13 protein-coding genes and 7 tRNA genes are annotated in these 11,951 nt (G+C 48.8%); 8 read left to right on the top strand and 12 right to left on the bottom strand.

Annotated features, from left to right (window positions below; genetic code table 11):
- The first annotated feature begins 3 nt into the window (after positions 1–3).
- Genes CWI73_RS04185 through CWI73_RS04210 form a run of 7 tightly spaced genes read left to right on the top strand, consistent with a single transcriptional unit; the run spans position 4 to position 5,143 of the window.
- Entirely contained in the window at positions 4–546 is a 543-nt protein-coding gene (locus CWI73_RS04185) for an inner membrane-spanning protein YciB (RefSeq protein ID WP_126751679.1), read from the top strand.
- A complete protein-coding gene (locus tag CWI73_RS04190; RefSeq protein ID WP_126751680.1) occupies positions 546–848 on the top strand; it encodes a YciI family protein in 303 nt (100 codons plus the stop codon). The genes CWI73_RS04185 and CWI73_RS04190 overlap by 1 nt, the downstream gene beginning before the upstream one ends.
- Positions 849–875: 27 nt before the next feature.
- Positions 876–1,724: an alpha/beta hydrolase family protein gene (locus CWI73_RS04195; protein WP_126751681.1), complete on the top strand. Its 849-nt coding sequence runs from the start codon at positions 876–878 to the stop codon at positions 1,722–1,724.
- Between the two features lie 39 nt (positions 1,725–1,763).
- Positions 1,764–2,276: an MgtC/SapB family protein gene (locus CWI73_RS12575; protein ID WP_241968817.1), complete on the top strand. Its 513-nt coding sequence runs from the start codon at positions 1,764–1,766 to the stop codon at positions 2,274–2,276.
- Positions 2,277–2,306: 30 nt separating this feature from the next.
- Complete coding sequence (locus tag CWI73_RS12580) at positions 2,307–3,029, top strand: MgtC/SapB family protein (protein WP_241968818.1); 723 nt, start codon at positions 2,307–2,309, stop codon at positions 3,027–3,029.
- An 11-nt stretch (positions 3,030–3,040) separates the two neighbouring features.
- On the top strand, positions 3,041–4,003 hold the full coding sequence (locus CWI73_RS04205; RefSeq protein WP_126751682.1) for a threo-3-hydroxy-L-aspartate ammonia-lyase: 963 nt from the start codon (positions 3,041–3,043) through the stop codon (positions 4,001–4,003).
- A gap of 15 nt (positions 4,004–4,018) precedes the next feature.
- Complete coding sequence (locus tag CWI73_RS04210) at positions 4,019–5,143, top strand: DSD1 family PLP-dependent enzyme (RefSeq protein WP_126751683.1); 1,125 nt, start codon at positions 4,019–4,021, stop codon at positions 5,141–5,143.
- A 12-nt stretch (positions 5,144–5,155) separates the two neighbouring features.
- Here the strand turns inward: CWI73_RS04210 and CWI73_RS04215 are convergent, their stop codons facing one another.
- The 4 genes from CWI73_RS04215 to CWI73_RS04230 form a co-directional block, all read right to left on the bottom strand.
- Complete coding sequence (locus CWI73_RS04215; RefSeq protein WP_126751684.1) at positions 5,156–5,563, bottom strand: septal ring lytic transglycosylase RlpA family protein; 408 nt, start codon at positions 5,561–5,563, stop codon at positions 5,156–5,158.
- 64 nt (positions 5,564–5,627) lie between these two features.
- Positions 5,628–6,518 (bottom strand): TIGR01777 family oxidoreductase, encoded by an 891-nt coding sequence (locus tag CWI73_RS04220; RefSeq protein WP_126751685.1) that lies wholly within the window; start codon positions 6,516–6,518, stop codon positions 5,628–5,630.
- 33 nt (positions 6,519–6,551) lie between these two features.
- Positions 6,552–9,056 (bottom strand): ABC transporter permease, encoded by a 2,505-nt coding sequence (locus CWI73_RS04225; RefSeq protein ID WP_126751686.1) that lies wholly within the window; start codon positions 9,054–9,056, stop codon positions 6,552–6,554.
- Positions 9,046–9,726, bottom strand: coding sequence for an ABC transporter ATP-binding protein (locus CWI73_RS04230; protein WP_058578779.1), 681 nt, complete (start codon positions 9,724–9,726; stop codon positions 9,046–9,048). The genes CWI73_RS04225 and CWI73_RS04230 overlap by 11 nt, the downstream gene beginning before the upstream one ends.
- A gap of 3 nt (positions 9,727–9,729) precedes the next feature.
- On the opposite strand from CWI73_RS04230, the gene CWI73_RS04235 reads away from it, so the two are divergent.
- Positions 9,730–10,347 (top strand): arylesterase, encoded by a 618-nt coding sequence (locus CWI73_RS04235; protein WP_126751687.1) that lies wholly within the window; start codon positions 9,730–9,732, stop codon positions 10,345–10,347.
- 47 nt (positions 10,348–10,394) lie between these two features.
- Here the strand turns inward: CWI73_RS04235 and CWI73_RS04240 are convergent.
- The 8 genes from CWI73_RS04240 to can form a co-directional block, all read right to left on the bottom strand.
- Positions 10,395–10,470, bottom strand: a tRNA-Glu gene (locus CWI73_RS04240).
- A 41-nt stretch (positions 10,471–10,511) separates the two neighbouring features.
- Positions 10,512–10,587, bottom strand: a tRNA-Glu gene (locus tag CWI73_RS04245).
- 31 nt (positions 10,588–10,618) lie between these two features.
- Positions 10,619–10,694, bottom strand: a tRNA-Glu gene (locus tag CWI73_RS04250).
- A 31-nt stretch (positions 10,695–10,725) separates the two neighbouring features.
- A tRNA-Glu gene (locus tag CWI73_RS04255) sits at positions 10,726–10,801 on the bottom strand.
- A gap of 31 nt (positions 10,802–10,832) precedes the next feature.
- Positions 10,833–10,908 (bottom strand) — tRNA-Glu (locus CWI73_RS04260).
- 41 nt (positions 10,909–10,949) lie between these two features.
- Positions 10,950–11,025 (bottom strand) — tRNA-Glu (locus tag CWI73_RS04265).
- A 47-nt stretch (positions 11,026–11,072) separates the two neighbouring features.
- Positions 11,073–11,148, bottom strand: a tRNA-Ala gene (locus CWI73_RS04270).
- A 135-nt stretch (positions 11,149–11,283) separates the two neighbouring features.
- Positions 11,284–11,940: a carbonate dehydratase gene (gene can / locus CWI73_RS04275; protein ID WP_126751688.1), complete on the bottom strand. Its 657-nt coding sequence runs from the start codon at positions 11,938–11,940 to the stop codon at positions 11,284–11,286.
- Positions 11,941–11,951 lie beyond the last annotated feature (11 nt).

The following is an 11,951-nucleotide window of genomic DNA, read 5'->3' on the forward strand; positions in this document are numbered from 1 at the left end:
TCAATGGCCCTGTTATTAGAATATATACCGATAATCGCCTTTTTTGTGTTCTACAAAATGGCGGACATTTATGTCGCAACCGGTGTTTTAATGGCAGGGACAGTGGTTCAGCTAATCGGGCTAAAGTTAATTAGGCACCCCATGACGACCCGGCATTGGGTTTTGCCCCTAGTCGTCATTGGCTTCGGTTCACTGACTCTACTTCTGCATGATGACTGGTTCATAAAAATGAAAGTGTCAGTTATATATGGTGCTATAGCGCTTTTCCTGGCTGGCAGTTTACTTTTGAAAAAGAAGAACCCTATTCAGTCGATTCGTGGAAAAAACATTGATTTACCTGACTTCGTTTGGATTCGACTGACCTATTCATGGATTGTTTATTGCCTGTTTCTTGCAGCTATTAACCTCTACATTGCTGAGTTTTTGAGCCAAGAAGTTTGGGTCAACTTCAAAGTCTTTGGGATTTTAATTGCAACATTTTTGTTTATTTTGGGCACTGAAATTTATATAAACAAATATGCGGAAGATGAGGAGAACACGCAATAATGTGGTTCGTTATTTTTGCAGAAGATCACCCGGACTCGCTGGAAGCGCGCAAGCGAGCGCGCCCTGCTCACCTTGAGCGGCTAAAGGCATTACAAAACGACGGGCGTTTGCTGGTCGCGGGGCCATGCCCTGCCATAGCCGAACTTGATCCGGGCGTACTCGGTTATACCGGCTCTGTCGTCATTGCGGAGTTCGACACATTACAGGACGCTGAACAATGGACAAATGACGACCCATACTGGGAAGCAGGTGTCTATAAACAAGCTTCGGTAAAGCCCTTTATCGCTGCGCTTCCAAACTAACCCGCTATTGTCGTTGTGTCGAAAAACATGAAGAGTATCGAGCTCACGAACAATAATCGCTACTTACACTGTGTAAGGTTCGAGCCACAAACCAAAATTAAAGCCACTGTCGTCATAGCTGCGGCCCTTGGCGTAAAACAGCGCTTCTACCAGCCAATTGCGCGCTGGTTAAGCGAACAGGGGTATCGCGTTATTACTTTCGACTACTACGGCATTGGTCAGTCCGTCGATAAACCATTAAAACAGATCAAGTCTGACATTATTGAATGGGCTGAGTTGGATATTAAGTCAGTGCTCGAATACGCCAAGTCCTGCCAGCAAGGCGAGCCGCTAATTTGGCTTGCTCATAGTTTAGGTGGTCAAATTGTTGCTTTGGCATCGAATAGCCACTACATCGACAAAATGGTGACTATTGCCAGCGGCACCGGTTATTGGCTACAAGCCAGCAAACAAGTTCGTTGGACATCTTGGTTGTTGTGGTATTTTGCCGCTCCTATCAGTACGCCCATAGCCGGCTACTTCCCCGGTAAACGCTTGAACATGGTGGGTGATATGCCTGCACCAGCCATGAAGCAATGGAGTCGTTGGTGCCGCAGCAAAAACTACTTATTCGATAACATTACTGACGAACAAAAAGCGCGTTACGATACCTTCAGCGCACCTATTCGCGCATTCCATATTACCGACGACGAGCTACTCCAGCGCTCAAATATTGAGAGTTTACTGAGTCACTACCCAAATGCCGAAAAGTCGTTAACGGACTTAACCCCCGACATGACTAACAGCAAAGGCATTGGTCACTTCAACTTCTTCCACAGTCAATTTAAAGAGTCACTTTGGCGTAAAAGCTTGCTAGACGCCCTAGAGGTCAATTAAAGTCTTTGTATTGACGAAATAATCAGGGACTCTTAGACCGTGCATTATCAAATGGAAATGGCACTTTCATTACTGGCAGCGCTTGCTTTAGGTTTGATGATAGGCATTGAGCGAGGTTGGTCGGGTCGTGACAGCGAAGAAGGAGCTCGCGTTGCCGGGGTGCGCACGTTTAGCATTATTGGTTTAAGTGGGGGTGTTTTCGCCATACTCGCCCAACAATGGGGTGTATGGCTCATTATTACCGGCTTTGTTGTAGTCGCCATTCTCATTGCGGCGTCATACATTAGCCACAGCAAACTCTCTGACGACGCGGGCATTACTACTGAGTTTTCCATGTTACTGACCTTCGCGTTAGCAATTTGGGGGGCCTCGGGGAATCCGCTCCCAGCGCTAAGCTGTGGTGCTGTGGTCGTTGCCCTGCTCGGTCATAAGAAAAATTTACATAAATTACTCAAACGTATTTCCCCTAAAGCCTTTTATTCAGGCATTACCTTACTGCTTATTTCCGTGGTGGTGCTACCGCTTCTGCCTGACGAAGGGTACGGCCCATAGCAAGCGCTAAACCCATACTGGCTATGGTGGATGGTGGTGTTAATTTCCGGGCTGTCATTTATTGGCTACTTATTTACGCAATTGCTCGGCGAAAAGAGAGGCACGCTCATTACCGCGATTGCAGGTGGCTTTGCGTCGTCCACCGCCGTTACTCTCACCATGGCTCGTTTTGCTAAGAAGAACTCACACACCGCTATTTATGTGAGCGGTACGCTGCTGGCCTGCAGCATTATGTTTCCGCGAGTGCTGATAGAAGTCTTTGTTGTAAACCGTGCGCTTCTTGGAATGCTATGGCCGTCGGTTGCCCTAATGTTCGCCGGATTACTAGTGGTTATGGTAATTATGTATCGCCAGCAAAAGCAACAAACGCAATCAAGCGCTTCCGATATCACCATTAATAACCCACTACAGCTAGGCACCGCCATACAATTCGGCCTGCTGCTTGCCGTTGTTTTGTTACTCTCTGAAGCCATGAAGCAATGGTTTGGAGATGCCGGTATCTACAGCCTGGCTATTGTCTCGGGCTTAATGGACGTCGACGCTATTACCTTATCGTTGTCCCGGTCAGCTCAGAATGAGCTGTCACCGAAGGTTGCGGTTATGGGGATTATTCTGGCCTGCGCCAGTAACACCTTACTGAAAGGCATAATGTTTGCGTCTGTTGCCGGCATAAAGCTGCATTACAAATACGCCGCCTACATGATTTTAGCGGTTGTTCCCGGTTTGCTTTATGGCTTTTGGCACGTGCTTTAAAAGGAGGAGTTTTGCTATCACTACCCAATTATGAAGAAGTGGCTGCCGCCGCTGAACGCATCCGCCCATACGCTCATAAGACGCCGGTGCTAACGTCGCGTACAGCGAACCAAAAGTTGGGCGCCGAACTCTTTTTTAAATGTGAGAACTTCCAACGCATGGGCGCGTTTAAGTTCCGCGGCGCTATGAATGCTCTTCTGCAGTTTAATGACGCTCAGAAAAAAGCCGGTGTTATTGCGTTTTCATCAGGTAATCATGCCCAGGCTATTGCTTTAGCGGCTCAATTGCTCGGTATTAAAGCGACCATTATCATGCCCGAAGACGCCCCCGTCGCGAAAGTAAACGCGACCCGCGGGTATGGTGCCGACGTTATTCACTATGACCGCTATACCGAAAATCGCGAAGAAATAGGCAAAGAGCTTGCTGAGAAACACGGTTATACGCTCATACCGCCTTACGACCATCCGCACATTTTGTCAGGGCAAGGCACTGCCGCAAAAGAGCTGTTTGAGGAAGTCGGAGAGCTTGACGCACTATTTGTGTGTCTAGGTGGCGGCGGATTGCTGTCCGGCTGCGCGTTAGCGGCGCGCCATTTCGCACCTGACTGCAAAGTTTATGGTGTTGAGCCCGAAGCCGGAAACGACGGCCAACAGTCGTTCCGTAAAGGGGAAATTGTCCGTATTGAAACGCCCAAAACCATTGCTGATGGCGCTCAAACACAGTATTTGGGCGAATATACCTTCCCTATTATTCAAAATAATGTCGATGATATTCTAACCGTCAGCGACTCAAGCTTAGTTGAATCCATGCGCTTTTTCGCCGAGCGAATGAAGATGGTTGTTGAACCAACGGGATGCCTCGGTTTCGCTGCTGTAGAGCAGCTTAAAGATGAGCTTCGAGGCAAACGGGTTGGCGTTATCATTAGCGGTGGCAATGTCGATATAAGCCGCTATGCAGAACTATTAAGCTCTTAAAAAGTAGGAGGATAAATGACAGTACCTCAGTGGATAAATACCCTTGATACGCCATATTTGCTGATTGATGAAGCCATTCTAAAGCGCAATATCGCGCATTTGAAAAACCGGGTTGAATCACTGGGAGGTCACTTACGTCCTCATCTGAAGACATTGCGCACGTTAGAGGCCGCCGATTACTTACTCGCGGATAAAACCAGGCCAGCCACAGTGTCAACACTGGCAGAAGCTAAAGCCTACGCAAACGCTGGCTACACCGACTTACTTTACGCCGTAGGCATTGCACCGGCAAAATTGGAACGCGTCGCTCAACTACGTAAGCGCGGTATTAACCTACATATACTGCTCGATAATATGGCGCAGGCAAAGGCAGTAAGTGACTTTGCACAAAAACACCAACAGGACTTTTCCGTTTTTATTGAAATAGACAGTGATGATCATCGCGGTGGTATTAAGCCCGAAGCACCCGAGCTTATTGATATTGCGCAGCAACTTGGTCGACACTTTACCGGACTTATGACCCATGCCGGTGGCTCATACGGTTGTAATACCGCAGACGCTTTAAAAGCATTCGCTAAGCGAGAGTGTGATGCGGTTCGCAGCGCTAAAAGCCGATTGGAAGCGTCTAACATTCATTGTTCAATAACCAGCGTCGGTTCAACACCAACTGCGCATTATGGCGAAGACTTTAGTGATATTACCGAAGTGCGTGCCGGCGTTTACACGACATTCGATTTGGTCATGAAAAACATCGGTGTGTGCGACTTTTCAGACATAGCCATGTCGGTAGTGACAACTGTCATAGGGCACAACAAAGAGAAAGGCTGGGTACTTACAGACAGCGGTTGGATGGCACTGTCGCGTGATCGCGGTACCGCGAGTCAAGGGAAAGATTTTGGCTACGGACAAATCTGCAGAACTGACGGCTCTGTTTTAGCTGGCTTGTGCATTAACAGCACATCGCAAGAGCACGGTGTTATTGAATTAACCGAAACTTACCAACCAGAAGACTTTCCTGTTGGCTCGCAATTGCGCATATTGCCCAACCACGCCTGTGCAACAGCCGCCATGCATCCGCTTTACCATATACTGCTGAGTGATGGTTCACATAAAACCTGGCAACGGATTATGGGTTGGTAAATATCGTAAACCTTATCGAACAACTTCAGTAGTCACTTCAATAACCCCGACGTCCAAGTCAGCAATGTCGCCAAACGCGGAGCGGGATAAGTCGATGATTCTGCCGTCAATAAAGGGGCCTCGATCATTAATTTTAACCACGACGCTTTTATTGTTAGCGATATTGGTGACTCGAACTTTGGTGCCAAATGGCAAGGTTCTGTGAGCGGCGGTGTCTGCGAAGTGGTTATACCGCTCACCACTGGCTGTGGTTCTGAATTGGTATTTCATGGCGTAATAAGACGCCTTTCCGGAATCTTGTTTGCCAATTAAGTTATTGGGACTCTTCGCCGGAATGGAGCTACAGCCACTCAGCACCAGCATAAATAAACCGGCGCCAAGCATGAACTTTTTTACGGAGTGTGTGGTTTTAGTTTTCATTCCTTAATCTTACTGAGTTCCGAAAACCCTGTCTGTTAAGGGAATAAAAAGACGCCGTAAAGATTTATACACTCACCTGAAAAGCTTCGCGCACGGTCGGGTACTTAAACTCAAAACCATGATTGCGCAGCTTGTCCGGTACCACAGCTTGTCCCTCAAGTAGCATCGAAGACATTTCCCCCAAGCCAAGTTTAAGCACAAATGCAGGCACTCTCATAAAGTGCGGTTTATTCAGTACCGACGCCAAAGTCCGGCTAAAAGCTTCATTGGCAACAGGGCCCGGGGCGGTCATGTTCACGGGGCCTGATAAATTATCGTGTTCTAACAAGTACTGCAGTGCCCGAATCATGTCCTCAAGCTGTATCCAGGACATCATTTGCTTACCTTCACCTAAAGGTCCGCCTAAACCGAATTTATAAGGTGGCAGCATTTTCGCTAACGCGCCTTCATCTTTTGCCAGCACTACGCCCGTACGAAGTAACACAACGCGAGTGGCCTTTTCTGCGGCTAAAGCCCTGCGCTCCCACTCCTGACACAGCGTCACTGCAAAGTCCGTATGCTCGGGCTTGCCCTCTTCGTTTACCGGCGAGGAGTCTCGCGGACCGTAATAACCAATTGCAGAGCCACTCAGAAATACCTTAGGAGGCGTTTCGGCCCCCTTAATCATAGCCGCCAGCTTTTCGGTAACCTGCCAGCGGCTGTCTTTTAACGCCTGTTTGCGGGAATCGCTCCAGCGCTTGTCGGCAATACCCTCGCCCTGCAAATTGATAACAGCATCAAATTGGCCGATATCCGCCACCTCGTCCACTGAGGACAATAAGGTAACATCGTCGCCCAGTAGTTTCCTGGCACGCTCCTTATTGCGCGTGGTGACCGTAAACTTGTGCTCACTTCGGTACGTGCGAATAAACGCGGAGCCAATTAGGCCTGTACCTCCCGTCATCAAAATATTCATCGGTCACCTCCTGAGTCAGTTACTAGCGCAAACTTACGCGAGCTTGCGAATAAGTTGCGCTGTATTGCGTTTAATTAGGCGATAACATGACAAACGACCTAAAATAGCCACAGCCAAGGCTCCGCAAAGCGGTCCTACAAGCCATAGCTTCCAGTGGATTACCGGCGTCATGTTAAATACCTGGTTTTGCAATATGAACAAGGATATTTCCATCGCCAACGTGGCTATTAACCCACTAATAGCCCCCAGCACCAGGAACTCATAAGTAATACTGCGACTTAATAACTTACCGGGCGCGCCCAGCGTGCGCAGAATCACTAGTTCTTTCTGGCGTTCTTCCATGCTGGCCTGTACCTGCGCCACTAGCACTAACGCACCAGCAATAATGACAAGCACCAGTACGAACACAATGGCTAAGCTCACCTGCCCAATGACTTCTCGTATCTGATCAATCATAGCGTCCAGATCAATCAGCGACGTTTGTGGGAACGGTTTAAAAAGCTCATACAGTTCACTTTTACGCTCTTCGTCCAACCTAAAGCTGGTGATGTAAGTCGCTGGAAAATCCTCCAGTGTCGACGTATTGAATATCATGTAAAAGTTCGGCTGTAAGGTATTCCAGTCGGCTTTTCGCAAACTGGTGACCGGCACCGTGAATACGTCGCCACCTAAATTAAAGCGTAGTTCATCACCTACTTTAATATCCAGTCGTTCTGATACATTTAATTCGACAGAGACCTGAGGTTTAGCGTCTTCTCCCCACCACTCACCGGCGGTTAACTCGTTGTTTGGTGGTAAGCTATCGCGCCAAGTCAGTGACAGCTCTCGACCAATACCTTCACGTCCTTCTGCTTCGTCTTCATCACGCTCTTCCTTGGTGACTTCATCTCGCAGCTTTTCACCATTAATGTGAGTTAAGCGACCAGGAACTATCGGGTACAAATCAGTCGACGGAATATTTTCGCGCTCGAACATTGCCTGCATATCATCCACATTGTCCTGGGCAATATTAATGGCAAAGTAGTTCGGAGCGTCTGCTGGCAACTGCCGTTTCCAGTCTTCCAGTAAGTCGTTGCGCAAAACAATGACTAATAACAGCAACATAATCGCCGTTGAAAAGCTCAACATTTGTACACTATTTTGCGCTGCCCGACGTTGCAGGCCAGCCATTGCGAGGCGCCAGCTGCTCCCCGCCTGCATACCCGCTTTGCGGCTCGCAGATATGAATAAGCGTCCTAATCCCAGCAAGATAACAGCGGCAACGGCACCGCCGGCAAACAAAGCGGTCGATAACCACCACTGCTGACTGTAAATCACCAACAAGGCATAAATGGTGCCTCCGCTTAATACCCACTGCAGCCAGCGAATAGCGTTACCCGCCGTTAGCTGGCGGTGCAACACACGTAGCGGAGGAATCGAGACCAGCCTAAACAATGGGTACAGGGTAAACATAACCGCACTGATAACACCGGTCGCTCCGGCTAATGCGTAAGGCTGCCATCCGGCTTGAGGTAAGGTCGCATCCAGTTTCTGTGCAACCCATTCAATAACCACATATTGAATAGCCCATCCAAGCGCCATACCTACCGCCACACTCGCAGCTGTAAGTAGTAGCAAATGAAGTAAAAAGATACGACGAATCTGCTTTTTGTCCGCGCCCAGCGTTTTAAAAATAGCAACGACATCGTAGTTTCGCTGGCAATAACGCTGCGCTGCTACTGCCACCGCTGTTGCGGCCAGTACCACACCGAGCAGGCTTGCCAGCATCATAAAGCGCTCAGCTCGATTTAAAGAACGCGATAACGGGCTATCTCCATCTTCAATACTGCGCCAGCTATGTGTGTCGTCATTGAGTCGAGGTAACAGCCAGTCTTCGTACGCATCAATAGCGCCAGGTTCCCCAGCCATTAAGACGTTAAAACGCACACGGCTACCCGGTTGAATGAGGCCCGTTTCTTCCAGTTGAGAATGGCGAATAATCACGTTTGGACTATCAGTAAATACTGAAAAACCAACATCGGGCTCATAAGTGACGACTTTAGTGACCTTAAAACTGCTATTCCCCACCTCAATTGAGTCACCAATATCCAGCTGTAAGGCCTGAAACAGCTGTGATGCCACCCAGGCCTCGCCTTCAGCAGGCAGACCTTCAGCCACGTACCCTTTTCCAAACGGCTGGTCTGCGATTTCCAGCTCACCTCGTAGCGGGTAACCGTCGCTGACAGCTTTGATATCCACCAGAGTCATGTTCTCGCCAGAAAACGCCATGGAATTAAACACGACTTTCCAGGCTGTTTGCAGCTGCATTTGTCCGGCTTGGTCGAGCCATTCCTGGGGTATGTCACGACGTGAGCTCAAAACACGATCCGCGGCTAAGAATTCGCTGCTGCGTTCAGTCAGTCCAGCTTGTAAGCGATCACTGAATATAGAAAGAGACAATACGGCGGTCACCGACAAAATAATTGCCAGCGCCATAATTGTCAGCTCACCTCGTTTCAGCTCCTGCTTTAGCAAACGAAACGAAATTTTATGCCACATCCTGTGCTGCCTCCGACAACTGCCCTGCTTCCATTTGCAACACGCGCTGACAGCGCTTGGCCAGCTGCTGATCGTGAGTCACCATAATCAGCGTTGTACCGTAGTCTTTATTGAGGTCGAATAATAATTCTTCGACCTTACCACCAGTTTTTGCATCAAGATTACCGGTAGGTTCATCTGCAAACAGAATTTTCGGCTGGCCGACAAATGCCCGTGCAATGGCAACACGTTGCTGCTCACCACCTGACAGCTGGTTGGGGTAATGGTGCCAGCGATCTTCCAGCCCAACTTTGGCTAAGAGTTCGCGGGCTTCTTTCTCTGCGCCTTTATGACCCGCCAATTCAGCCGGTAGCATAACGTTTTCCAGAGCGCTTAAACTTGGCACCAAAAGGAACGACTGAAAAATAAAGCCAACTTTGTCAGCACGAACTTTCGCGCGCTGCTCTTCATCCAATTCGCTCAGTTTTTCGTTCTCTATAAGAACCTCTCCGGAGGATGCGAGGTCTAACCCCGCAAGCAGCGACAATAACGTCGATTTACCGGAGCCTGACGCGCCGACAATGGCAACAGTCTCGCCAGCATTGATACTGACGTTAATTGGCTGCAAAATCTGTAATGGACCCTCAGAGGTGTCTACGGTTTTTTCCAGTTGTTGAGCTTGAATGAGCATAAAATGAAAAACTTCCTTTTGAAAACGTGTCTATTTTTATCACTGTTGTTAGTTATACGCAGTGTTTCCGCAAATGTCTCACTTGTCGTTTTAGGTGACAGCCTAAGCGCTGGTTACGGCCTTTCACAGGAGCAAACCTGGGTGGCCGAACTGGACCGACGCTGGGACAGCTCTCATCCCGATATTAACATCATAAACGCCAGTATTAGTGGCGAAACCACTCGTGGTGGCTTGAGCCGTTTAGAAGGCGTTTTAGAGCGTCACCAACCCGATGCTTTATTTATTGAATTAGGTGGTAACGATGGACTTAGAGGCTTTGACCTCAACACAGTTCGTTCAAACTTGAAACAAATGATCGATAAAGCGAAGAAACAAGGCGTTAAAGTGGCATTAAGTCAGGTTATGGTGCCACCGAATTATGGCCAGAGGTTTGCTGAACAGTTTCGCCAGGTATTTAAAGAGGTTGCAGAAGAGGAAGGGGTTAAATTAGTGCCCTTTTTTATGGAGCAGATAGCGACCAATCCAGATAATGTGCAGAACGATGGCATTCACCCAACCGCTGAAGCACAGCCCAAAATTGCTGACTTTTTAGAGCCCTACTTATTGGAATTAGCAAAATAAAGGCACAAAAAAACCGCCTGCGGGCGGTTGTGTGTTGTCCTGAAAAATGGCGTCCCCTAGGGGATTCGAACCCCTGTTACCGCCGTGAAAGGGCGGTGTCCTAGGCCTCTAGACGAAGGGGACCCTGGACTGTTTGATGTGAGCTGTGACTCTCTTAAAAGAGATGGCGTCCCCTAGGGGATTCGAACCCCTGTTACCGCCGTGAAAGGGCGGTGTCCTAGGCCTCTAGACGAAGGGGACGCAATAATCACTCTGCATCACGGTATTTGAATGGCGTCCCCTAGGGGATTCGAACCCCTGTTACCGCCGTGAAAGGGCGGTGTCCTAGGCCTCTAGACGAAGGGGACGCAACAATCACTCTGCATCACGGTATTTGAATGGCGTCCCCTAGGGGATTCGAACCCCTGTTACCGCCGTGAAAGGGCGGTGTCCTAGGCCTCTAGACGAAGGGGACGCAACAATCACTCTGCATCACGGTATTTGAATGGCGTCCCCTAGGGGATTCGAACCCCTGTTACCGCCGTGAAAGGGCGGTGTCCTAGGCCTCTAGACGAAGGGGACGCTGGACTGTTTGATGTGAGCTGTGACTCTCTTAAAAGAGATGGCGTCCCCTAGGGGATTCGAACCCCTGTTACCGCCGTGAAAGGGCGGTGTCCTAGGCCTCTAGACGAAGGGGACGCAATCAAATACTTTTAACTACTGTCGGCGCTCTACCGAAAACAACTTGGTGGAGCTAAGCGGGATCGAACCGCTGACCTCTTGCATGCCATGCAAGCGCTCTCCCAGCTGAGCTATAGCCCCGCACCTGGCAATCACAGACTGCCTTGACAGCGGGGCGCATTCTATTTCGACCTGAGCTAATGTGTCAACTATTTTTTGAAAAAATGCGACCGTTTGACGATTTTTATGGCAATTCGCTCAGTTATTCATCAAAAACTATTTTTTCAGGCCGTCCGGCAGTTTTTGGTGGTAAACATGATACACCTGCTCCAACCCTTCCCGGCTGGAAACAGAAACATTCATGTCATTCACTAAACCGTTATCCAAACGATACACCCAACCATGCAAAGTCAGCGGTTGACCACGGTCCCAGGCTTCTTGAACCACGTTTGTCTTAGCAAGATTTTTCACTTGCTCAATAACGTTTAGCTCGCAGAGACGATCGACTTTTTGAGAGTCTTCCAGAGCTGCTATTTCTTCGGCATGCTCGCGATAGACATCACGAATGGGATAAAGCCAATGGTCTACCAAACCATGAGGTTTTGATTCCATGGCTGCTTTAACACCACCACAACCATAGTGACCCACCACCAATACATGACGTACTTTGAGGGTTTCTATCGCAAACTGAATCACAGACAAACAGTTAAAGTCTGTCTGAATAACTTGGTTTGCCACATTTCTATGTACGAATAACTCGCCAGGGTCCATACCAACAATCTGGTTGGCAGGCACTCGACTGTCGGAGCAGCCTATCCACAAATACTCCGGCGCCTGCTGCCCTACCAAGCGCTTAAAAAAGTCAGGATCTTTCTGAACCTGCTCTTCCGCCCACGCTTTGTTGTTCTCAATCAAGTGCTTAATGTCTGGCATGATGTATCCTA

Origin of the sequence: Idiomarina piscisalsi, from assembly GCF_003987095.1 — a bacterium.
Taxonomy (GTDB): Bacteria; Pseudomonadota; Gammaproteobacteria; order Enterobacterales; family Alteromonadaceae; genus Idiomarina; species Idiomarina piscisalsi.